The sequence below is a fragment of the Streptomyces sp. GESEQ-35 genome (assembly GCF_017948485.1).
Classification (GTDB): domain Bacteria; phylum Actinomycetota; class Actinomycetes; order Streptomycetales; family Streptomycetaceae; genus Streptomyces.
Genome location: NZ_JAFFSX010000054.1, coordinates 1 through 20737, shown reverse-complemented (window position 1 = coordinate 20737; position 20737 = coordinate 1). Strand labels below are relative to the sequence as shown.

The 20737-nt window shown below is 69.6% G+C and carries 22 protein-coding genes and 1 pseudogene; 10 read left to right on the top strand and 13 right to left on the bottom strand.

Annotated features, from left to right (window positions below; all coding sequences use genetic code 11):
• Positions 1–139 precede the first annotated feature (139 nt).
• Positions 140–370 (bottom strand): DUF397 domain-containing protein, encoded by a 231-nt coding sequence (locus KCH87_RS47930; protein ID WP_210594355.1) that lies wholly within the window; start codon positions 368–370, stop codon positions 140–142.
• Between the two features lie 280 nt (positions 371–650).
• Between KCH87_RS47930 and KCH87_RS47925 the strand changes: the two genes are divergently transcribed.
• Both KCH87_RS47925 and KCH87_RS47920 read left to right on the top strand, forming a co-directional pair.
• Entirely contained in the window at positions 651–1109 is a 459-nt protein-coding gene (locus KCH87_RS47925) for a hypothetical protein (RefSeq protein ID WP_210594359.1), read from the top strand.
• A 115-nt stretch (positions 1110–1224) separates the two neighbouring features.
• Positions 1225–2994: an ABC transporter ATP-binding protein gene (locus KCH87_RS47920; RefSeq protein WP_210594353.1), complete on the top strand. Its 1770-nt coding sequence runs from the start codon at positions 1225–1227 to the stop codon at positions 2992–2994.
• An 11-nt stretch (positions 2995–3005) separates the two neighbouring features.
• Here the strand turns inward: KCH87_RS47920 and KCH87_RS47915 are convergent, their stop codons facing one another.
• Entirely contained in the window at positions 3006–3362 is a 357-nt protein-coding gene (locus tag KCH87_RS47915) for a hypothetical protein (protein ID WP_210594351.1), read from the bottom strand.
• Positions 3363–3606: 244 nt separating this feature from the next.
• Here KCH87_RS47915 and KCH87_RS47910 point away from each other — a divergent pair, with 244 nt between their 5' ends.
• Entirely contained in the window at positions 3607–3861 is a 255-nt protein-coding gene (locus KCH87_RS47910) for a DUF5133 domain-containing protein (RefSeq protein WP_210594349.1), read from the top strand.
• Between the two features lie 26 nt (positions 3862–3887).
• Here KCH87_RS47910 and KCH87_RS47905 read toward each other — a convergent pair whose 3' ends face one another.
• Entirely contained in the window at positions 3888–4850 is a 963-nt protein-coding gene (locus KCH87_RS47905; RefSeq protein ID WP_210594347.1) for a GlxA family transcriptional regulator, read from the bottom strand.
• A gap of 178 nt (positions 4851–5028) precedes the next feature.
• Between KCH87_RS47905 and KCH87_RS47900 the strand changes: the two genes are divergently transcribed.
• Positions 5029–5499: a hypothetical protein gene (locus KCH87_RS47900; protein ID WP_210594345.1), complete on the top strand. Its 471-nt coding sequence runs from the start codon at positions 5029–5031 to the stop codon at positions 5497–5499.
• A 104-nt stretch (positions 5500–5603) separates the two neighbouring features.
• Here the strand turns inward: KCH87_RS47900 and KCH87_RS47895 are convergent, their stop codons facing one another.
• Complete coding sequence (locus KCH87_RS47895) at positions 5604–6134, bottom strand: GNAT family N-acetyltransferase (RefSeq protein ID WP_247197913.1); 531 nt, start codon at positions 6132–6134, stop codon at positions 5604–5606.
• A gap of 130 nt (positions 6135–6264) precedes the next feature.
• On the opposite strand from KCH87_RS47895, the gene KCH87_RS47890 reads away from it, so the two are divergent.
• Positions 6265–6699: a transposase family protein gene (locus KCH87_RS47890; RefSeq protein ID WP_210594344.1), complete on the top strand. Its 435-nt coding sequence runs from the start codon at positions 6265–6267 to the stop codon at positions 6697–6699.
• Positions 6696–7295 carry a hypothetical protein gene (locus KCH87_RS47885; protein WP_210594342.1) on the top strand — a complete coding sequence of 200 codons (600 nt, stop codon included), beginning with the start codon at positions 6696–6698 and terminating at the stop codon, positions 7293–7295. The genes KCH87_RS47890 and KCH87_RS47885 overlap by 4 nt, the downstream gene beginning before the upstream one ends.
• A 65-nt stretch (positions 7296–7360) precedes the next feature.
• Here KCH87_RS47885 and tnpA read toward each other — a convergent pair.
• A pseudogene (gene tnpA, locus KCH87_RS47880) lies at positions 7361–7842 on the bottom strand (IS200/IS605 family transposase).
• A gap of 27 nt (positions 7843–7869) precedes the next feature.
• Between tnpA and KCH87_RS47875 the strand changes: the two are divergent.
• Together KCH87_RS47875 and KCH87_RS47870 are read left to right on the top strand one after the other, a co-directional pair.
• A complete protein-coding gene (locus KCH87_RS47875) occupies positions 7870–9117 on the top strand; it encodes an RNA-guided endonuclease TnpB family protein (RefSeq protein WP_210594340.1) in 1248 nt (415 codons plus the stop codon).
• Positions 9118–9188: 71 nt separating this feature from the next.
• On the top strand, positions 9189–9410 hold the full coding sequence (locus tag KCH87_RS47870; RefSeq protein ID WP_210594338.1) for a hypothetical protein: 222 nt from the start codon (positions 9189–9191) through the stop codon (positions 9408–9410).
• Positions 9411–9422: 12 nt separating this feature from the next.
• Here KCH87_RS47870 and tgmB read toward each other — a convergent pair whose 3' ends face one another.
• The 3 genes from tgmB to KCH87_RS47855 form a co-directional block, all read right to left on the bottom strand.
• Positions 9423–10400 carry an ATP-grasp ribosomal peptide maturase gene (gene tgmB / locus KCH87_RS47865; protein ID WP_210594336.1) on the bottom strand — a complete coding sequence of 326 codons (978 nt, stop codon included), beginning with the start codon at positions 10398–10400 and terminating at the stop codon, positions 9423–9425.
• 16 nt (positions 10401–10416) lie between these two features.
• Positions 10417–10608: a putative ATP-grasp-modified RiPP gene (gene tgmA, locus KCH87_RS47860; protein WP_210594334.1), complete on the bottom strand. Its 192-nt coding sequence runs from the start codon at positions 10606–10608 to the stop codon at positions 10417–10419.
• Positions 10609–10785: 177 nt separating this feature from the next.
• Complete coding sequence (locus KCH87_RS47855; protein WP_210594332.1) at positions 10786–11082, bottom strand: DUF1232 domain-containing protein; 297 nt, start codon at positions 11080–11082, stop codon at positions 10786–10788.
• Between the two features lie 199 nt (positions 11083–11281).
• Between KCH87_RS47855 and KCH87_RS47850 the strand changes: the two genes are divergently transcribed.
• Positions 11282–12274, top strand: a complete 993-nt coding sequence (locus KCH87_RS47850) for a hypothetical protein (protein WP_210594330.1) — start codon at positions 11282–11284, stop codon at positions 12272–12274.
• A 20-nt stretch (positions 12275–12294) separates the two neighbouring features.
• On the opposite strand, the gene KCH87_RS47845 is transcribed toward KCH87_RS47850, so the two are convergent.
• Positions 12295–13404: a hypothetical protein gene (locus KCH87_RS47845; protein ID WP_210594328.1), complete on the bottom strand. Its 1110-nt coding sequence runs from the start codon at positions 13402–13404 to the stop codon at positions 12295–12297.
• A 407-nt stretch (positions 13405–13811) separates the two neighbouring features.
• On the opposite strand from KCH87_RS47845, the gene KCH87_RS47840 reads away from it, so the two are divergent.
• The gene (locus tag KCH87_RS47840) at positions 13812–14375 is read left to right on the top strand and encodes a DM13 domain-containing protein (protein WP_210594326.1); all 564 of its coding nucleotides are present in this window, start codon (positions 13812–13814) and stop codon (positions 14373–14375) included.
• 56 nt (positions 14376–14431) lie between these two features.
• Here the strand turns inward: KCH87_RS47840 and KCH87_RS47835 are convergent, their stop codons facing one another.
• The 4 genes from KCH87_RS47835 to KCH87_RS47820 all read right to left on the bottom strand — a co-directional run.
• Positions 14432–15796 (bottom strand): FAD-dependent oxidoreductase, encoded by a 1365-nt coding sequence (locus KCH87_RS47835; RefSeq protein ID WP_210594324.1) that lies wholly within the window; start codon positions 15794–15796, stop codon positions 14432–14434.
• A gap of 183 nt (positions 15797–15979) precedes the next feature.
• Complete coding sequence (locus tag KCH87_RS47830) at positions 15980–16789, bottom strand: chitosanase (RefSeq protein ID WP_210594322.1); 810 nt, start codon at positions 16787–16789, stop codon at positions 15980–15982.
• A 156-nt stretch (positions 16790–16945) separates the two neighbouring features.
• Complete coding sequence (locus tag KCH87_RS47825) at positions 16946–19687, bottom strand: SpoIIE family protein phosphatase/ATP-binding protein (RefSeq protein WP_210594320.1); 2742 nt, start codon at positions 19685–19687, stop codon at positions 16946–16948.
• Between the two features lie 82 nt (positions 19688–19769).
• A partial coding sequence (locus KCH87_RS47820; protein ID WP_210594318.1) for a PP2C family protein-serine/threonine phosphatase occupies positions 19770–20737 on the bottom strand: 968 nt, incomplete at its 5' end.

The following is a 20737-nucleotide window of genomic DNA, read 5'->3' as shown; positions in this document are numbered from 1 at the left end:
AGATAGGGTTCGAGCAGGGAGATGCGATGCGACTCGGCTGACATCCTGACTCCTGCGGACCGGCATGAGGGCTATTCACCCTATCGCACCCGATGTTCCTGTGGCTTGCCTGTGGCAGCAAGGGAGTTGGCCTTCTCGGCTACAGCAGTTGGTCGAACTCGCCGTCCTTCGCCCCGGCCAGGAAGGCCGCCAACTCGGCAGCCGTGTAGACCAGTGCGGGACCGTCGGGATCGCGTGAGTTGCGCAGCGCCACGCCGCCGTCGACCAGAGCGGCGAGCTCCACACAGTTGCCCTCGGCGTTGCTGTGCCGGCTCTTGATCCAGCGGACGTCCAGTGAGCTGGCCCGCACTCCGTTGTGTACTGGTGGCACCGCAGTCTCCTTGCTGTTCACGATCCACGCCGATGCACGTGGCGCACCGTGTCGGTCCTACCCGCTCCGGCTCAGTCCTCACGCAATTTCCCGTGCAATTGCACGAAGAGGCTTTCGTTGTGGATAATAGCTGCGGCGTCAACCCATCATCCGGCGCCGAGTTCTGATGTCGCATCGGGGAGATGCCGTGCCATCATCTGCGGACCGACCACGCCACACGTCGAGCGAGGGAACAGGCCGCTACGTGCAGCCCACGGGCGTGGCGAGGATCACGCCCCTCATGGCGGTGGGGCGGGTGCCGTGGTGTGACATCAAGGACTCCACGGGCTCAGCCGCGGCCATCCCGCTGCTTCTCAACAGCGTCGCCTGGGGTGACGCCGACACCGCCCGCTCCGCACTCGACGACCTGCGCAAACGCATCTGTCAGTACGGATTCGTCGTGGAACAGGCGACGGCAGCCACCGTCCCCTTCCTGTGGGAGCTCGCCCAACTTCCCCATGTGACCTGCCGCGCACAGATCATCCAGCTGCTCCGGAGCATCGCCGACGCCCGCCAGTGGGAGAGCACCGCGGCGGTCTACCCGAAACTGCTCCACCATCGCGAGAACCACGTCGTGTGGGAGCGTCAGGCCCGGCAGGCCGTGCGCGACCGGCGCGGTGAACTGCGGCACCTGATGGACGACGAGGACACCGAGATCGCCCAGGCCACGACGGAACTCGCGCGGGCCATAGGCGCCTGATCGCGGCGATCCTCCACAGCTTGGTGTACCTCCGGTCGGCCTGGGAAGGAAGCGCCGGGCGGGAAAGCGCTTGCCCGCCGCACCGTCACCCGCCACCGTGGAGGAAAAGCCGCCCATGGCTTCGTCGTTGGAGAGACCGCTCGACCATCGCTACCGGGGCGAACACCCGATCCGCACCCTCGCCTACCTGTTCCGCGCCGACCGCCACCGTCTCGCCGCGGCGGTCGGCGTCTTCACGGTCAAGCACAGCCCGGTCTGGCTGCTTCCCCTGATCACCGCGTCCATCATCGACACCGTCGTCCAGCACCAGCAGATCAGCCGGCTCTGGACCAGCACCGGCATCATCCTGTTGATCCTGGCGGTCAACTATCCCCTGCACGTCCTGTACGTACGGCTCCTGTACGGCAGCGTCCGCCGCATGGGAACCACGCTGCGCTCCGCCCTGTGCACCCGCATGCAGCAGCTGTCCATCGGCTACCACTCCCGTGTCAGCGCCGGGGTGCTCCAGGCCAAGGTCGTGCGCGACGTGGAGACCGTCGAGCAGATGGTGCAGCAGACCGCCGAGACCGGCCTCGGGGCGACCACCGTGCTCGTCGGCGGCCTTGTCATCATCGCCGTCCGCACACCCGAGTTCGTCCCGGTCTTCCTCGTCGTCGTACCCGCCGCCGCGCTCCTCGTGGCCCGGCTCAGGGCCCGGCTGCGCACCCACAACGAGCACTTCCGGCACGAGGTCGAGACCCTGTCCTCCCGGGTCACGGAGATGACCCGCCTCATCCCCGTCACCCGGGCCCACGGCCTGGAGGGCAAGGCACTGCGCCGCATGGACGGCACCTTGTCCCGCCTGCTGACCTCCGGCCTGCGCCTCGATCTCGTCAACGGCCGCTTCGGCTCACTGGCCTGGGTGGTGCTGAACGTGGTCGGGGTGCTCGTCCTCGCCGGCGCCGCGCTGGTGTCGTACTACGGAGTCTGGGGCGTCACCGCCGGCGACGTCGTGATGCTCAGCGCCTTCCTGACGACGCTCACCAACTCCACGACAACGTTGGCAGGACTCGCCCCGGTCATCACCAAGGGGCTCGAGTCCGTCCGCTCGGTCGGCGAGGTGCTCCAGGCTCCCGAACTCGAGGACAACGAAGGCAAGTCCGAACTGACCTCACTGCGCGGGAACGTCACCTTCGAAGGCGTCTCTCATGCGTACGACGACGGCGACCGGCCCGCCGTACGGGACTTCTCGCTCTCGGTCGCGCCGGGCGAGACCATCGCGCTCGTCGGAGCTTCCGGCGCGGGCAAGTCCACGGTCCTCAACCTCGTCATCGGGTTCATCCGGCCGACATCGGGCCGGCTGCTGCTCGACGGGACCGACATGAACACCCTCGACCTGCGCACCTACCGGCGTTTCGTCTCGGTGGTGCCGCAGGAGTCGATCCTCTTCGACGGCACCGTCCGGGAGAACGTGGCGTACGGCATGGACGAGGCCGACGAGGAGACGGTGCGGTCGGCGCTGCGTGACGCCAACGCGCTGGAGTTCGTCGACCGGCTGCCGCAGGGACTGGACACGGTGGTCGGCGAACGCGGCGCCCGGCTGTCCGGTGGGCAGCGGCAGCGCCTCGCCATCGCCCGGGCTCTGATCCGGGACCCCAAGGTGCTCGTCCTCGACGAGGCGACCTCGGCGCTGGACACCCGGTCGGAGGCGCTGGTCCAGCAGGCGCTCGCCCGGTTGCTGCGCGGACGCACCACGTTCGTGGTGGCGCACCGGCTGTCCACCGTGCGGGGCGCGGACCGGATCGTGGTCCTGCGGGACGGCCGGATCCGGGAGATCGGCACGCATGAGGAACTCCTGTGCCGGGGCGGCGAGTACACCGCGCTGCACAGCGGACAGGTCGCCTGACGCCGCGGCTGTCAGGCGGCACTGCTCCGCGGGATCCGGTGCGGGCAGGACACGTCGTGGTCGGTGCCACAGCTCGTCCACCAGCGCTCGCAGCACGCGGCGTGCAGCTCCGCACGGACGATCTCGTCGGCGGCCTCGTCGACCCGCCCGCACATGGCTGCCGCCCGGGAGCGCAGGGCGGTGACGGTACGGCGCTCGTCGTGCAGGACCGTTTCGCGTACGAAGGCGATGACCGGGACGAGACTGGCGGCCGCGAACAGCAACGCCGCCCACACGGGGCCGTGGAGGAGTTCGAGGACCGCGGTCCAGGCGAGTCCCGTGCTGGTGAGGACGTACAGCGCGCAGAGCAGGCGATGCGAGACATGCATGGGCGTACACCGTTCATGCTGAGAGGGATGCCTTCTGCTCAACTGCCCATGGCGGCGCGGGGAAGCGGGTGGTTTCGGGCAGATCATCGGTTGCTGGGGCATCCGTCACCGCACAGGTCGGATTCGAGCGGCAATCGGGCGGGAAACGACAGGATTTCGTCAAGTGCGAGCCGTGAAACGGGAGATGCGCATGGTCTGTCACGGCCCGGGCATGCGCGATGAATAACTGAGAGAGGGGCATTTCGTGCTCGTTCCGGACCCGAAGGCCGTCAGGAAGCTGCTGACCCGCTACGCATCACTGCGGATCGAGCAGGCACAGCGGGCGAGGCCGGCGCCGGCACGTGAGCTGGACGACGTCAGTTTCACGCTGTGCGTCCTGATGGGCGCCACGGACGTCGACATCGCGGTGGCCAAGGCGGACGCGCTGCTGGCCATGGCGCGGTCGGCCGGTGACGTCACGTCGGCTCCACGGGAAGGCGGCGTCAGGCTGGCCGTCTGACGAGGTGCCGGCAGCTGCCCACCGGGCTACGGACGCGCCGCCGCGGCCTTCCCGTTGAAAGCCGCGCGATACGCCTGCGGACTGGTGCCGACCACCCGGCGGAACCGCTCCCGGAACGCGGTCGCCGAACCGAATCCCGCCAGCTGTGCCACCCGTTCGACCGGCTGGTCGCTGTTCTCCAGCAGGTACTGGGCCCGCCGCACCCGCGCGCGCAGCAGCCATTGCAGCGGCGTGGTGCCCGTCTGCTCGCGGAAACGGCGGCTGAAGGTGCGTTCGCTCATCCCGGAGCGAGCCGCCAGCGCGGACAGGGTGATCTCGTGGGCGAGGTTGTCCTCGATCCACTCCAGGAGCGGCTCCAGCGTCGAGCCGCGCGGCACGGGCGGGTGTTCGTGCACGATGAACTGGGCCTGCCCGCCCTCCCGTTCCAGCGGCATGACGGAGAGCCGGGCGGCGTCCGCGGCGACGGCCGAGCCCAGATCCTGCCGGATCATGTGCAGGCACATATCGAGGCCTGCGGCGGCGCCGGCCGAGGTGAGGATCTGGCCGTTGTCGACGTACAGCACGTCCGGCTCCACCTTGATGTCCGGGAAGCTGTGCGCCAGTACGTCGGCGGCGACCCAGTGGGTGGTGGCACGCTGTCCGTCCAGGAGCCCGGTCTCCGCCAGCACGAAGGCGCCGACGCACACCGACGCGATCCGGGTGCCGGCCTGCGCCGCCTGCCGCAGTGCCGTGATCACCCGGGCGGACGGGGGCGGCGCGCCCTCGGCACAGCCGGGCACGATGACGGTGTCGGCCTCCGCCAGCGCCTCCAGCCCCACGTCGACCCGCAGCGCGAAACCGTGCGTGCGCACCTCCGGGGACTCGGCACACAACCGGACCCGGTAGGGATGGCGGCCGTCCGGCAGCCGCGTCAGCCCGAAGACCTGTAGAGGTGTCGCCATGTCGAACGGCACCACTTCGTCGAGGACCAGGATCGCCACGCTGTGCATGAAAGCCACGATAGACGGATTCCCGCCACCCGGGCCCACCACGGGCCAGGATCAGAACCGCCTGGTGGGCCGGTTGGCGAGAATCCGTCGAAGACTGTCATTCCAGCCTCTGTACGGTCACGGTGAAGATCCATAGCGTGGACGGAGCCCGAGGCCCTTCGACCCTGGACTCCCCTCGATGACCAAGTTCCTGCTGTCCCTGCACGTCCTCGCAGCCATCGTCGCCGTCGGCCCCGTCACCGTCGCCGCCAGCATGTTCCCGCCGGCGGCACGCCGCGCCCATGCGGGCGGTGAGGGGCCGGATGCGGCGGTGGTGAGCACCGTGCGGATGCTGCACCGCATCTGCCGCGTGTACTCAGGGATCGGACTGGCGGTGCCGTTGCTGGGGTTCGCCACGGCTGCCGCGATGGGCGTGCTGGGGGACGGGTGGCTGATCACCTCCATCGCCCTGACCGCCGCGGCCGCGGGCGTCCTGGTCGCCTTCGTCCTGCCCCGCCAGGACGAGCTCCTCGGCGAACTGAGCGCGAGCCGCCCCGTGGAGCGTGCGCACACGGCTCAACTCGCCATGTTCACCGGTATCTTCAATCTCCTGTGGGCAACGGTCACCATCCTCATGATCGTTCGGCCCGGATCCACCACCGGCGCCTGACGTCAAGGCCCCGGGTGGAATTCGCACCCCCGTGTGCCCAGGGCCGATGCGTTCTCAGGAAGCGAGATGGGTGTAGCTCTTCCGACTTAGCATCGGCCCGAGCCTCAGGGCCTCAGCAGTCCGCCCACCCACCAGTCGTGCGGCTTGCCGTCGTTGGCAATACCGCGGTTACGCAGCGTCCCTTCGACGGTGAAGCCGAGCTTCTCGGCGACGGCACGCGACCCGGTGTTCCCGGCCATGGCCCACCACTCGATGCGGTGGACGTCGAGGGTGGCCCAGCCCCAGTCGCACAGCGCCCGGGCGGCCTCCACCGAGTACCCGCGGCCGCGCTGCTCCTTGACCGCCCAGTAACCGAGTTCGTAGACGCCCGGATTGACGATGAACAGGCAGTACGAACCGGCCAGGGCGCCGCTGTCCTTGCGGAAGGCGCCAAGGGTGTAGTTCTTGTCCGTGGCCCAGCCCGCGGGCAGTTCCTCACCGATACGCTTCTCCGCGTCCGCACGCCGGTACGGCACGGGCACCGGCGTATAGAACTGGATGTCTTCGTCCTGGCAGGCTTCGTACATCGCCTTCACGTCGGCAGACGTGAAGGCTCGCAGCACCAGACGGTCGGTCTCAAGAGTCACCGGATCCATTGCGGCAGTATGGATACCACCCACAGGCAGCGACCAGCGAATATCCCCAGCGCGCCGTGGAATCAACAGACGCGACATCAGATGATCAAGACTGCTGAAGCCGAAGATCACGCTCTGGAGCCGCGTCCGCGTGCCACCCTCCCCGATTGGTTCCCTCGTCCGTCATTGCGAGGACGCCATCCTGCCGTCTCCCCCCACCGAACCGGTTGAACTGACCGCGCTGCTCGACCTGCTGAGCACCATTCCCGATCCGCGACGAGTGCGGGGCTGTCGCTACCGGCTGGGTTCTCTGCTCGCGCTGTGTCTGGTCGCGGTGCTTGGCGGAGCATGCTCCCTGGCCCAGATCGCACGCTTCGCCGCCGACAGCGCCCCCCATCTGCGCGAGATCCTCGGCCTATACAAGACCACCCCGAACGCCTCCACGCTCGGGCGAGTGCTCTCGCGCCTGGACGGCGACGCGGTCGACGACGTCATCGGGTCCTGGCTGGGCGGCTACGCCGCCGACCCCGTTGAGGAAGGCCAACACGTGTTGGTCGGGCTGGCCCCGTGGACGGAAAGACGGTGAGCGGCTCAAGCGCCGACGCCTCCGCCGTCCACCTGCTGGCCGCCGCCCTGTATGGCACCCAGACCGTGGTCGCACCGCGACAGATCGAGGCGAAGAGCAACGAGATCCCGGCGTTCGCCCGACAAGATCGCTGCGGCCGGAGGCCACTACGTTCTTATGGTGAAGGGAATCAGAAGAAACTGCGCACGCAGCTGGGGGAACTACCCTGGAAAGAGATCCCGCTGCACGACCGCAGTCGACGGAGCGGGCACGGCCGCCGTGAGGTGCGCCGGCTGAAGATGTGCACCGTTCGCCCGGGCCTGCTTTCCCGCACGCCGTGCAGGCCATGGAGATCAAGCGTCGCCGGACCAACCCAGCTCGCCCAATTCGTCCAGGGGCACTGGTCGGTGGAGGCACTGCACCACGTCAGAGACGTGACCTACCGCGAGGACGCCTCAGGCGTACGCACCGGCACCGCACCACGGGCTATGGCCACCCTACGCAACCTCGCCATCGCCCTCATCCGGCAGGCCGGCTGGAAGAGCATCGCCGCCGCAGCCGACCGCTACCGGTCACGCCCCGACCACGCAGCCGTGATGCTCCGGATCAGCGCGTGAGAACACATCGGCCCTGCCCGTGTGCCCCTGCGCTAACGGGTGATCTTGCGTGAAAGCCCCGGCGTTCACGCCGGGGATGAAACGCATCTCAAGACTGCTCTGACCCGCAGGCCAGAGCGGACGTTTTTCTGCTCGATGTACTGGCGGACGATGGTCAACGGTGCTCCGCCGCATGATGCGGAGAAATACGAGGGCGACGACAGATGTCCGTGCATGGTGGCGCGGTTGATCCGGCCGGTGAACCCTCCCCCAAAGGGGGCGCCCCCAGCCGTATCCGGCGAGCGGAGACACCCTTGAGGCTGTTGACCAGCTTCGAGACGGCGGCCTTGGGCGGGTAGTGCACCAACAGGTGGACGTGATTGGGTTCGCCGTTGAACTCCTTCAGCTCCGCTTCGAGGTCCTCGCACACCTTGCGCATGATCTCTTCGCAGCGTGTCAGCGTCTCATCGTTGAACACCTCGCGCCGGTACTTCGTCACGAACACCAAGTGCACATGCTTCGCCGAAGGAACATGTCTTCCACGCCTGTGGTCGTTCCGCCCATCCATGAGAACAATCGCAATAGGATCTTGGGCGTGCAGCTCCGCTACAACTACCGGGCCTACCCGGACACCTCCCAACGCCGTGCGCTGGCGAGTGCGTTCGGGTGCGCCCGCGTGGTGTGGAACGACTGCCTGCGCGACCGGAAGGAAGCGCAGGCGGCAGGACTGCCGTACGTGAAGTCGGCAGATTTGTCCCGGCTTCGCATCACCCAGGCCAGGCGCACCGAGGAACGCGCCTGGCTCGCCGACGTGTCGGCGGTCGTCCTGCAACAGTCTCTGCGGGACCTGGACACCGCCTACAAGAACTTCTTCGACAGCCTCAAGGGCAAGCGGCAGGGCCGGAAGGTCCGTGCGCCCCGCTACAAATCGAAGAAGGACACCCGGCAGTCGATCCGCCTCAACACCAACGCCTTCTTCCTCCAGGACGACGGCACGGTGTACGTGGCCAGGGTCGGCAGCCTCAAGGTCAAGTGGTCCCGCAGGCTTCCGGCCGCGCCCACGTCCCTGACCGTCACCAAGGACAGCTCCGGCCGGTACTTCCTCAGCTTCGTCGTGGACACCGAACCGGACATCCTCCCCGAGGTGGAGGCGGAGTCCGGTATCGACCTCGGCCTGTCTGCCTTCGCGGTCCTGTCCGACGGCAGGAAGATCGACAGCCCCCGCTTCCTGCGTCGGGCCGAGAAGAAGCTCAAGCGCCTTCAGCGGGAGCTGTCCCGCAAGGCCAAGGGATCGAAGAACCGGGCCAAGGCCCGCATCAGGGTCGCACGCCAGCAGGCCAAGGTGGCGGACCGGCGCCGGGACTTCCACCACAAGGCATCCACACAGATCATTCGCGACAACCAAGCGGTGTACGTGGAAGACCTCGCGGTGTCCGGCCTCGGCCCCACCCGGCTCGCCAAGTCCGTGCACGACGCGGGATGGTCCGCGTTCGTCGGCGTGCTGGAGTACAAGGCGGCCCTGCACGGCCGCACCTTCGCCAAGGTGGACCGCGCTTTCCCGTCCTCACAGGTCTGCTCGGCCTGCGGATTCCGCGAGGGACCCAAGCCCCTGCACGTCCGTGAGTGGACGTGCGGCGAATGCGGCACCGTGCACGACCGCGACCACAACGCAGCCCGCAACGTCCTCTTCGAAGGGCACCGAATCGTCGCCGCCGGACGGGCGGAGACGCTAAACGCCTCGTGGAGCGCCGGTAAGACCAGGACGAAAGTCCCGGCACAGCGCGTTGAAGCAGGAAGCCCCCGGAAGGGTCAGACGACCCAGGCCGGAATCCCTGGACTTTAGGCCAGGGAGCACGTCAAACTCGGCAGTCGTGCCCATACGCATGGGCCATGACACGAGAGGCACGTTGACGGGTGTTCCACGATTCCCCCATCTACGACCGGCTCGTCGCGGAGCGCGGCGACGTACCCTCCCAGGCCCGCAGTGAGGCCGAACGCGTCAGCAGGGAACTGGAGTTCGCGATGCGGCCACTCCAGTCCTCCCAGGGACACCCGCCCGGCCGGGAACAACGCCAGTCGCACCCGGGCGCGGGGTGGCAACGCTCGGCCCTGCCGCCCGGACCCAGGTCGCACTGACCGTCAGGGCCGTCAAGAAACCGCCGTGTTCGTGCCGTTGACCTGTGTGTGCTGTTCCGGACCCGGTTGTGCGAGCCAATCCGCGATGCTGCGGGCGATCGGCTGACCGGTGTCCACCTCGACGAAGCCGAACTGCCCCGACTGGTTGCACTCCAGGAACCACCACGTGCCGTCGGCATCCTCGGCGAAGTCGAAGGCGCCGTAGGACAGTTCGGCCTCACGGAGGTAGATACGGACAGCCGCGGCGACCCGCGGCGGAACATCGGCGGGGCACCACGGGGAGTCGGAGGGGGCGAAGCGGACGTCCACCTGGTCGGTGTCCGCGGTGGTCGGCTTGCGGGCGGCGAACATCCGGTCGCCGACGACCGTGAGACGGATGTCGGCCCGCTTGGCGACCCGCCGTTGCAGCAGGGTGGGTCCGAACGCGACGGCCGCGAAGTCCGTGCCCGGTGCCACCCGGCTGGTCGGCACCGCCCGCGGCGGATCCTGCGGGTGCGCCCCGGAGACCGGCTTGACGACCAGATCCGGGTAGCGCTCGGAGAACTCCAGGGCGGCCTGCGGGAACGTCGTGATCAGCGTGGCCGGCACGGGCAGACCGCACCGCTGGGCGAGCCGGAGCTGCCAGGGTTTGTGGCGGGCGCGGCGCGCCGCGTCCGGGTGGTTCATCCAGCGCGCTTCCGACCCGCGGAGCATGCCGTACAGAGCCTGTGAGGCCTCCTCGGTGAGCCAGCCGGACGGTACGGGGGCCCGCGCGGCCGGAGTCCCCGGCCTGCGCACCCAGATCGAGCGCAGCCCGTTGATGCTCACCAGCCGCCCCCCGGCCGCCAGATGCCCGCGGAACACACCGTGCACATACTCCCCTGACAGCGCGACATCCCCGATCAGATCGGCAGGGTCGAGCCGGACCACCGGTACCTCGGAAGTGTTGAGGTGCACCACCACCAGGTCGGCTGTCACATCGGCTTCACAGGTCAGGATCAGGACGGTCATCTTCGCCGGTCCATGTTCAGTCGTCGAAGTGAGTCTTCGAGCCCGCGGTCGACGTCGTGGTCCCCAGTTCTCTCAGCAGTGCGAGATCCCGGGCGGCTATCCGCCCGTCCATGAGCACGTTCAACTGCAGTCCGGAGTCATACGCGTACGGAGTGGTTGCTTCCAACTCTGCTGCCGGACGTGCGTAGTTGAGCGCGAACGGTTGCATCGTCTCTCCCTCGTCGGTGCTGTGCCGATCAGCTGCGGTCGGCTGGCGGCAAGGCATGTTCCGCCGACTTCCTTCGCCTTCCAGAGACTTGTACGAATCGAACGAGTGAATGGTTTCCTTACGCTGCGTAATCACAGGCGGTTCCCGTTCATGAGACGCGAAAACACGTCTTCGGGTTCAGGCGGGACCATTCCGGCGGTCGGCGCCCGAAGCGCTCAAGGGCGCGCGCAGGGAGCGCAGGGCGAGGAGCAGTACGCCGATGTCGTCCAGGTAGACCGGATCGGGCACGAGGTCGGCGGGCAGCACGAAGTAGATCAGGGCACCCCAGAAGACCCAGCGCGGCCCGGTCGGCAGACCCGCCTGGCGCAGGGCGCGTCGGGCCCGGACCAGCCGCACCAGCAATCCGACGGCAACGGTGAGCAGGGCCGCCGCGAGGACCGCGGCCAGGACGATCCATTCGGTGGTCGAATCCACAGGTCCTCCTCGCGCTGCGCTTCCTCTATCCGGATTTCCCGTTTGCGGCGCTTGTATCGCCTGCCGGGCCAAGTCGGTCATACCTGTGGCCCACCTGAGTGGCAGGGTGCGGCGCGGGCGCCTAGAAAGGATCAGCAATACGTCGTATGTCGCGCGTCGGGGGCGCGAGGTCAACCGCACTCTTCCCAGGGAGCCGACCATGACGACCAGCTCTGCATCCCCCGGTTCGAACGAACCGGTCATACCCTTCACCGGGGTTCGGTACGGCGACCCCCTCAGCGGTCTCGTGCAGGCCGCAGTGGCCGACCGGTCCCTGGAGGAGGTCGTCCATCTCATCACGCTGTTGGAGCAGTCGCCCCAGTACGCGCAGGCCACGGCGGACGCGCTCCGTGCGGTGGGAGTGAACCGGTCCGTGGAGGACGTCACCCGGCTCGTCACCCTGCTGACCCGGCCGCCGCGCGATGTCGCCAGCGCGGACGAGGCGATCCGCGCCGCGGCAGGGTCCCGCCCGGTCGAAGAAGTGACCCGGCTCATGGACCTGTTGCACCGGGCACCCCTGGAACCGCACTGCGGGAAGGAGGCGGTACGGGCCGCCGCGAGCGGGCGGCCCGTCGAGGATCTCGTGGAGCTGATCGGGCGGCTGGCCGTCGCGCGCAGCGCGGAGCCCGTTGACGAGCCGTCCGTCCGGCCGACGTTCGGCGATGGCCCGGAGGGCGAAGTGGCCCACGAGGCCGCTCGTCCGTCTCGCGACCGAGCGCCCTTGGCCAACAGGGCTCCCCGGTGGCCGAGTCGGCTCTCCGTCGTGGCCTTCGCCCTCTGCGGACTGCTCTGGTTCCCGCCCGGCCGCGACGGCGCCTCCCTGCTCGAGTACGGCTTCGCGCTCGGCGTGTCGGGGCTGTGCCTCATTTTGGCCGTCCTGCTGACCGCGCGGGCCGCGCTGCCCTTGCTGGCGGTGGCCGTCGTGGGCCCGGCGACGCTGGCCGTGGCCCAGTTGTTCGAGGGCCGGTTGCAGTCGGCGGACCTGTCCCGGGCACTGGATCTCACGCTCGCACCGAGCTGGGCCACAGGCCTGGCCGCCGCATGCGCATCACTGGCCGCGCTGACCACCCTGCTGGTGCATCTGGCGGCACAGTCACCCGACGCCGGCTCGGTGGCACGGGCGATGGCGGAGGCGAACCGCACGGCGAACTGACGCCGGCCTCCGCCGACGACTCAGCCGGCGTCGTCTCCGTCATCACGCCGCCGCGTCCAGGGAGCGCCCTTGATGCGTCCGAACGTGCGCGTCAGATGCTGGAGCGGCGAGCCGGTGTGCGCGTCGGGCACGACGGCTTCCTGAGGGGCGGAGGCGGCCGATTCCCGGTAGGCGGCCAGTGCCTCGCCCGCGCGCTCGGCCGCCTCCCGGTACAGATCCCGGGACTTCGTCATGGCGTCGAGCGCGTCGGCGTACATGGCCACCAGCTTGCGCTCACGGGCGAGCTCTTCCTCGAGCGTCAGCAGCCGCCACTCCTCCCGGAGCGCGGTGACGGCCGCGTCGGCGCCGTCCGGCAGCGGCCTGGCGGACGCGGCATACCGGGTCACGGTGTCGATCAGTTCGGCGGGCTCCGCACCGTCCAGGAAGACGCTGCGTACGGTCAGGTCCTGGGCGTCGTCCCCGGTGGGGGCCGGCGCCTTGGGGAGCACGAGGGCACCGCCGCGCGGCACCTCCACGCCGAACTCCCGCAGGGCCCAGTTCACGGCGCGCAGCTGGTGCGGCGCGGCGCGGTGCTCGACCACACAGTGCCGCAGGCTCGGCGGCAGCAGCCGGGCCAGCGGCAGCAGTCCGCGCTCCTCCGGGGTCATGGCCTCGTGGACGATGAGGTCGATGCTCCAGCTGCCCCGCGCGGAGTCCCGCAGGACGCGCCGCAGGGCCTTGTCGTCCGCGGGCAGGCGGTTGGCGTCCCGGAAGCGCAGTCCCGTGACCGGCTCGTGGTCCCACGCGGCATCCGGAGTCTCGGGCCAGAACATGGTGACCGGCGAGGGCCACTCGGGGTTCCACGCCCGTTCCGCCTCCGCGACCAGCACCCACTCCCGTCCGGCCTCGGAGCCGGGGGCGAGCGTCAGCCGGGCCCGTACGGTCACGGCGTCGGCGACCTGCCAGCGGGCCTCGAAGATCCCCTCGGGGGAGTCCTCGGCGACTTCCTGGTGGTCGTCCAGGATCTCGCTCTCCTTGCGACGCCGGAGCGTGAGCCGGAGAACGGCTTCCGCGTCGGGTCCGGCATAGCGGCCGCGAGTGAGCCACACCGTGGGCGGAATTGTGCGGTGGACGGTGGGGGAGGTCGTCATGAGTCCATCTGTGTGCGGGGTGAGAGCGTGCTTGTACCAGTATCGTCGCCGCACGTCGAGTCGGATCACGCGGGGTCGCGCCCGCGCGTGGGCGCACGCGAGGCGTGGCGCGCACTCGGGGTGTGAGCGACGCACTTCGGGACGCCACCGTTCACTCATGGCCCGGATCCGGCCCGGCCATGACAATGACTCCCGGCGAACAGGGTCTGCCCACCATCCGCATTGGGGCGGGTCCTGTTCGCCGCCCCCGGTCGGCGACGGAGCAGATCATCCAGGACCGCCTGGACGGCCTTCCGGACTGTCGGATCACGACGTAAGGGTTTCGTCATCGCCGTCGGTGTACGCAACGGCGCCCCGCTCCTTTGAAATGGGAACCGACGGTTGGTTCTCAGGAAACGAGACGGGGGATGGCGCGCGTGCGGAAGGTACTGACCAGGCCAGTGGTCGTCGGAGCAATGGCGGTGGCAGTCGTGGGGGGTGGCGCCGGGCTGTACTGGTTCGAGCCCTGGAAGCTCTGGCAGGACGAGACCGTGGTGGAGGCATTCCCCGAGGCAGGCCCGGCCGCTTCGGCGCCGTCCGGGGCGGAGCTTTCACCGGGGCCGGGGTCGCAGAAGGGGCCGCAGACCCTTGCCGGCGGTGAGTTGATCAGCCACGAGCACGCCACGTCGGGCACGGTGAAGCTCGTACGGCTGGACGACGGCTCCCATGTCGTACGGCTGGAAGGGCTCGACACCAGCAACGGGCCGGACCTGCGCGTGTGGCTGACCGACGCGCCGGTGAAGCAGGGCGTGGCCGGCTGGCGCGTCTTCGACGACGGCACGTACGTGAGCCTCGGCAAGCTCAAGGGCAACAAGGGAAGCCAGAACTACGTCCTGCCCGAGCAGGTCGACCCCGCGCAGTACAGCAGCGTCAGCATCTGGTGCGACCGGTTCGACGTCTCCTTCGGCGCCGCCGAGCTCACGCCCGCCTGACAAGGAGGTGAGGGGTCCGGGAGCAGCGCTCCCGGACCCCTCGCTCAGCTGGTCTCTTACGCGCCGCTCGCCTTGAGCATGTCCTCACGCTCGACGAGCTTCACGCGCTCACGGCCCTCCGGCTCGCCCAGCGCCTTCTCCGCGGCGTCCAGCCGGTACCAGCCGTCCCAGGTGGTGAACCGGACGTTCCGCTCGGCGAGGAACGCGTCCACGGCCTCCGGGTCGGGCGAAGCCGGGGTGTGCAGACGGCCGTTCACGTGGTCGTCCAGCAGGTTGGACACCGTCTCGTTGGCGTCGCCCTTGGTGTGGCCGATCAGGCCCACGGGACCGCGCCGGATCCAGCCGGTGACGTACGTCGACTGGAGGTGCTCGCCGCTCTCCTGGATGACCCGGCCGCCCTCGTCCGGGACGGTGCCCGACTCGAGGTCCCAGGGCAGCTTGGGGAGCTTGTCGGAGAGGTAGCCGACGGCGCGGTAGACCGCCGTGACGTCCCAGTCCTTGAACGCGCCGGTGCCCTTGACGTTGCCGGTGCCGTCGAGGGCGGTGCGCTCGGTGCGCAGGCCGGCGACCTTGCCGTCCTCGCCGAGGATCTCGGACGGCGACTCGAAGAAGTGCAGGAACAGCTTGTGCTGCCGGTCACCGACGTCGCGGATGGCCCAGTTCTCCAGGGTCTTGGCGACCATGTCGGCCTGTTTGTTGCCGCGCCGGGTCTCGATCGAACCCTCGTCGTAGTCGATGTCCTCGGGATCGACGATGACCTCGATGTTGGGGGAGTGGTCCAGTTCCCTGAGCTCCATCGGGGAGAACTTCGCCTGCGCCGGGCCGCGGCGGCCGAACACATGGACCTCCAGAGCCTTGTTGGCCTTGAGTCCTTCGTGGACGTTCGGCGGGATCTCCGTCGGCAGCAGCTCGGCCGCTGTCTTCGCGAGGATGCGCGCCACGTCGAGTGCGACGTTGCCGACACCGAGGACGGCGACCTTCTCGGCCTCCAGGGGCCAGGTGCGCGGCACGTCCGGGTGGCCGTCGTACCAGGAGACGAAGTCGGCCGCGCCGTACGAGCCGTCGAGCTCGACGCCGGGAAGCGGCAGCTCGCGGTCGGCCGTGGCGCCGGTGGAGAAGATCACGGCGTCGTAGAACGCACGCAGGTCGTCCAGGCTGATGTCGGTGGGGTAGTCCACGTTGCCGAAGAGACGGATCTGCGGCTTGTCCAGCACCTGGTGCAGGGCGGTGATGATGCCCTTGATCCGGGGGTGGTCGGGGGCCACGCCGTAACGGATCAGTCCGAACGGCGCCGGCATGCGCTCGAAGAGGTCGATGGACACACCGGGTTCGGCGGCCACGTCGGACTTGAGCAATGCGTCGGCGGCATAGATCCCGGCGGGGCCGGCTCCGACGATGGCTACCCGCAGGGGGCGGGGCATGGTCAGGTTCCCTTCGAGCGATGACAAACGATCTCGAACGGGAAGCCTAAACTAAGGCAAGCCTAAGTCGGTACGCGGGTCCGGTCTATGAACTCATAAGCCTACGTTATGGGGTGTGCGGGAATCGCGACGCCCCGAACGGCTGCCGCACCCCCGTACGGTGCGGCAGCCTTCCGGACGGGCTCAGTCGATGTGGAAACTGTCCCCGTACACCTTCCAGTCCAGCGGCGGTTCGAGGTCGAGGTTGCCCGCGCGCAGGAAGACGCGCTGAGCCGTGTCGACCCGGCTGGTGTCGCTGTGCGCCTCCTCCTGCTTCATCGCCCATACCCGGGCGTCGAGGAAGGCGTCCAGGTACGTCACCTCGTCTCCGCCCTGCGCCGGCGGCTGTGCGCTCTGGAGGGCCATCCTGCGGATGTTGCTGAAGCTGGTGCCGTCGGAACCGTCGCCGTGCATGACGATGGCGTCGTAGTACGCGAACTGCCCGAGTACGCGCAGCCCGTCGGCCTTGCCCTGCCCTACGGCCGGATTGAAGTAGACCCGGTCGCGTTCGTCGTTCTGCGCCTGCTGGAAGGCGCCGTCCTGTGCGGCGCTGCGCCAGTCCTGGGGGTAGTCCGGGTCGAGTCCCTCGTGCGAGTCGGAGCCGTTGACCTCGCGCAGTGCGGGCAGGTACCCGGCGAGGACGTTGCCGGGGCGGCGGTCGGCGTAGAGCTCCACGAGGTCGAGCATGTCGCCGGTGCCGGAGCAGAAACCTATGATCCCGGCGGTGTAGCCGCGGCCGTCGCCGATGTCCTCGATGTACTGGTACTGCGCCTTCCAGTCGAGCGAGGAGTTCTCCGCGCTCGACACGAGCTTCATGGCGATCTCCTTTTTCGCCGGGTCGTCGAGGTCCAGCACGCGGGCGGCGCCGGCGAACGGTGCGTTCAGCAAGGGGATCGCGCCGGCCGCCGACACGCCGATCACGGCGAGAAGGGTGCGGCGAGTGGGGTGCTTCACGGGGTGCTCCAAGTGATGGTGGGGGGTGGGGTGTTGGAGGTTCGTGGCACTGATAGGAAGGTTTCCTATCAGAAGCAGGAGGCGTTGGACACCCGTCACGTCACAACTTCGTAGGGATGAACAAGCGGGGCGTACGTCAGGGCCGCCCGCCGGGTGTCACGGAAGGGGCTGTTCCGCCCAGATGACCTTGCCGGCGGGCGTGTACCGCGTGCCCCAGCGCTCGGCGAGCTGGGCGACCAGGAACAGGCCGCGCCCGCCCTCGTCCGTCATGGCCGCGTACCGCAGGTGCGGAGAGGTGCTGCTGCTGTCGAAGACCTCGCAGATCAGGGTGCGGTCGCGCAGCATACGGACGTGGATGGGGTCACCGCCGTAGCGGATCGCGTTGGTCACCAGCTCGCTCAGGATCAGCTCCGTGGTGAACGTCAGCTCGTCCAGTTCCCAACGCGCCAACTGCCGGGTGACCGAGGCCCGTACGTCCGCGACGGCCGCCGGGTCGGACGGCACCTGCCACTCGGCGACCCGGTCGGCGTCCAGCGCCCGGGTGCGCGCCACGATCAGGGCGATGTCGTCGCTCGACCGGACCGTGAGCCGGGAGTCGAGGACGACCCGGCAGGTGTCCTCCGGTGACTCGCCCGCCTGCTCCAGTGCGGCACGCAGCAGCTCCAGACCGACGTCGATGTCCCGCTCCCGGTCCTCGACGAGCCCGTCCGTGTACAGGACGAGCCGGCTGCCCTCGGCCAGTTCGAGGTCGACCGTCTCGAACGGCAGGCCGCCCAGACCGAGCGGGGGACCGGCGGGGACGTCGGGGAACTCCACGCTGCCGTCGGGGTGGATGAGCGCCGGCGGCGGGTGCCCGGCGCGTGCCACGGTGCAGTTCCGGGAGACCGGGTCGTAGATCGCGTACAGACAGGTCGCGCCGGTGACCGGGGCGCTGCCGCCCTCCGCCGTCTCGTCCTGGTCGATGCGGCCGACCAACTCGTCCAGCAGGGACAGGAGTTCATCGGGCGGCAGGTCGAGAGCGGAGAAGTTGTGCACGGCCGTACGCAGTCGTCCCATGGTGGCCGCGGCATGCAGCCCGTGGCCGACGACGTCGCCCACGACGAGGGCGACCCGGGCTCCGGACAACGGCAGTACGTCGAACCAGTCCCCGCCCACGCCTTCCTGGGCGGGCAGATACCGGTAGGCGATCTCCAGGGCGTCCTGCTCGGGCAGGTTGCGGGGCAGCAGACTGCGCTGAAGCGTCACCGCCATATTGTGCTCGCGCGTGTAGCGGCGGGCGTTGTCGATGGAGACCGCGGCCCGCGTCACCAGCTCCTCGGCGAGGGCGAGTTCGTCCGTGTCGAAGGGCTCCGGCTTCTCGGAGCGCCAGAAGGTGACCACGCCCAGCACCAGGGAGCCCGCGCGCAGCGGCACGGCGATCAGCGAGTGGATGCCGTACTCCACGACCTGGGCCGACCGCTCCTGGTCCTGGGCCCGCCAGCCGGTCGCCTCTCTCAGGCGCGGTTCGAGGACCGCCTGGCCGGAGCGCACGGCGCGGGCCTGCGGTGCGGAGGCCACGAGCCGGATCTGCTGGCCCAGAGGGTAGAGGGGAGCGTCCTTGCGGATCCCGCTGACCGCCGTGCGGCGCACGTCGGCGCTCACGTCCGGCTGCCCGCCGTCGAGCACGGCCTCGAACAGATCCACTGTGGCGAAGTCCGCGAACCGCGGGACGACCAGCGCCGCCAGCTCCTCGGCGGTACGGGCCACGTCCAGGCTCGTGCCGATCTCCACCCCGGCGTCGTACAGCATGTTGAGCCGTTCGCGTGCCGTCTCGGCCCTGCCGGACAGGGCCCGCAGCTCGGTCGAGTCCCGGAGCGTGGCCACGCTGCCGGCCGGCGCTCCCTGGAGATCGGTGGGCCGCTGGTTGACCGCCAGCAACCGGTCCCCGACCAGGTGCACCTCGTCGGTGGCCATACGTCCGGAGGCCAGCAGATCGGCGGTGTCGGGCGCCAGGCCGAGGTCCTGCACCTGCCGTCCCAGGGCGTCCTCGGGCAGGTCGAGGAGCCGGTGTGCCTCGTCGTTGGCGAGCAGCAGCCGTCCCTCGTCGCCGACGATCATCACGCCCTCGCGGACCGCGTGCAGCACCGCGTCGTGGTGCTCGTACATACGGGTCATCTCGTTCGGCCCCAGACCGTGCGTCTGCCGCAGCAGCCGCCTGCTGACCAGGGCCGTACCGGCCGTGGCGAGGGCGAGGCCCGCGGCCGCGGCGGCGAGCAGGACCGGCAGCTGATCGTTCGCGGCCCCGCCCACGTTCTCCGTCGTGATGCCCGCCGACACCAGACCGACCACCGAGCCGTCGTCGGCCTTGATCGGTACCACGGCCTGGACCAGCGGGCCGATCGTGCCGGTGATCTCCTCGGTCACGACACGCCCGGCGAGCGCGGGCCCGAGGGTGCCGACGAACTTCTTGCCGATGCGGTCGGGGAACGGATGGGTGTAGCGGGTCCCGTCGGTGTTCATGACGACGATGAAGTCGACCCCGGTCGCCTCACGGGCCGCCTCGGCCCGCGGTTGCAGCACCTCCGTGGGATCGGGGTCGTCCAGCGCCTCGCGGGTGCCCGGCGCGTTCGCGAACGCCTCGGCCACGGCGACCGAGCGGTTGCGGGCCTCGATCGTGCTGTCGTGCCGCACCTGAAGCACCAGCGCCACCACGGCGGCCACGACCAGCAGCAGCACGATGACGACCTGTAGGACGAACACCTGCCCGGCGACGCTGCGCCCGCTCAGCGCCATCCGCAACGCGGCGGCCGGCCCTCGCCGCTGCTGAGCCGCACGGGCATGGCCGGGCGCGCGCTGGGCGCGCGGACCACTGGGGCGACCGGTCGACCGGACCTCGGAGCGACCCACATGCCGGACCATGTGCCATGTCTACACTGCGGGACCCCAGGAGGCGAGAGGCGTCACACAGGGTGACAGGGCCGCAGCGCGGTCACAGCCGTGGTTACGCGGGCCGGCGAGTGGCCAGCAGCAGCGCGATGTCGTCCGGCCGGTCGCGGGCGCGCCGGGCCCGCGCGGTGAGCCGGTCGGCGATGTCCGCCAGCTGCCCGCCGCCCGGAGCGCCCCCCTTGGCGAGGGCCATGCGCAGTTCCGTGATGCCGATGTCGATGTCGGCGTCGGGCCGCTCGACCAGGCCGTCCGTGTAGAGCGCGAGGACGGCGCCCGGCTCAAGTCGCAGCTCCGTCACCGGGTAGTCGGCGCGCGGGTCGACGCCCAGTACGACACCGCCCGGCAGGTGCAGGATCTCCGTGCTGCCGTCCGGGTCGCGCAGCAGCGGCGGCAGGTGTCCCGCGCGGGCCGCCAGAGCCGTGCCGGTCGCGGGGTCGAGCCAGACGTAGCAGCAGCTCGCGAACTGCCCCGGATCGAGATCGATCAGCAGCCGGTTGGTGCCGCTCATGACCTCGTCCGGCGGACGCCCGCCCAGCGCGAACGCCCGTACGGCGCTGCGCAGTTGCCCCATCGTGGCCGCCGCCTGCACTCCGTGCCCCTGGACGTCCCCGATGACCAGGGCGAGTCCGTCCCCGGCCTCGACGACGTCGTACCAGTCACCGCCCACGTCCATGCCCTGCGTACCGGGCAGATAGCGCCCCGCGGTCTCCACCCGGGGATGGGACGACAGCCGCCGGGGGAGGAGGGCCTGCTGGAGTCCGCGGGCGAGGGCCGCCTCGCTCTCGTAGCGCTGCGCCTTCTGCATGGCGTGCGCGATCAGCCCGGCCAGTGCGGTGAGCACCGTCCGTTCCTCGGAGCTGAAGCTGCGGGGGCGGTCGAAGCCGAGGATGCAGGAGCCGACCGGGCGTCCGGAGGCGATCAACGGCAGGAAGGCACGGGCCCCTTCCGTGGCGTCGAGCGCGATCCCCGGGTAGGCGGCGGCCAGATCGTGCATCGAGTCGAAGAACAGCGGTCGGCCGGTCG

Excerpts from the sequence above, each read along its gene's own strand:
- KCH87_RS47925 (WP_210594359.1), top strand. The coding sequence starts at position 651 with ATGGCGGTGGGGCGGGTGCCGTGGTGTGACATCAAGGACTCCACGGGC.
- KCH87_RS47920 (WP_210594353.1), top strand. The coding sequence starts at position 1,225 with ATGGCTTCGTCGTTGGAGAGACCGCTCGACCATCGCTACCGGGGCGAA.
- KCH87_RS47915 (WP_210594351.1), bottom strand. The coding sequence starts at position 3,362 with ATGCATGTCTCGCATCGCCTGCTCTGCGCGCTGTACGTCCTCACCAGC.
- KCH87_RS47905 (WP_210594347.1), bottom strand. The coding sequence starts at position 4,850 with ATGCACAGCGTGGCGATCCTGGTCCTCGACGAAGTGGTGCCGTTCGAC.
- KCH87_RS47900 (WP_210594345.1), top strand. The coding sequence starts at position 5,029 with ATGACCAAGTTCCTGCTGTCCCTGCACGTCCTCGCAGCCATCGTCGCC.
- KCH87_RS47895 (WP_247197913.1), bottom strand. The coding sequence starts at position 6,134 with ATGGATCCGGTGACTCTTGAGACCGACCGTCTGGTGCTGCGAGCCTTC.
- tgmB (WP_210594336.1), bottom strand. The coding sequence starts at position 10,400 with ATGACCGTCCTGATCCTGACCTGTGAAGCCGATGTGACAGCCGACCTG.
- tgmA (WP_210594334.1), bottom strand. The coding sequence starts at position 10,608 with ATGCAACCGTTCGCGCTCAACTACGCACGTCCGGCAGCAGAGTTGGAA.
- KCH87_RS47850 (WP_210594330.1), top strand. The coding sequence starts at position 11,282 with ATGACGACCAGCTCTGCATCCCCCGGTTCGAACGAACCGGTCATACCC.
- KCH87_RS47845 (WP_210594328.1), bottom strand. The coding sequence starts at position 13,404 with ATGACGACCTCCCCCACCGTCCACCGCACAATTCCGCCCACGGTGTGG.
- KCH87_RS47840 (WP_210594326.1), top strand. The coding sequence starts at position 13,812 with ATGGCGCGCGTGCGGAAGGTACTGACCAGGCCAGTGGTCGTCGGAGCA.
- KCH87_RS47835 (WP_210594324.1), bottom strand. The coding sequence starts at position 15,796 with ATGCCCCGCCCCCTGCGGGTAGCCATCGTCGGAGCCGGCCCCGCCGGG.
- KCH87_RS47825 (WP_210594320.1), bottom strand. The coding sequence starts at position 19,687 with ATGGTCCGGCATGTGGGTCGCTCCGAGGTCCGGTCGACCGGTCGCCCC.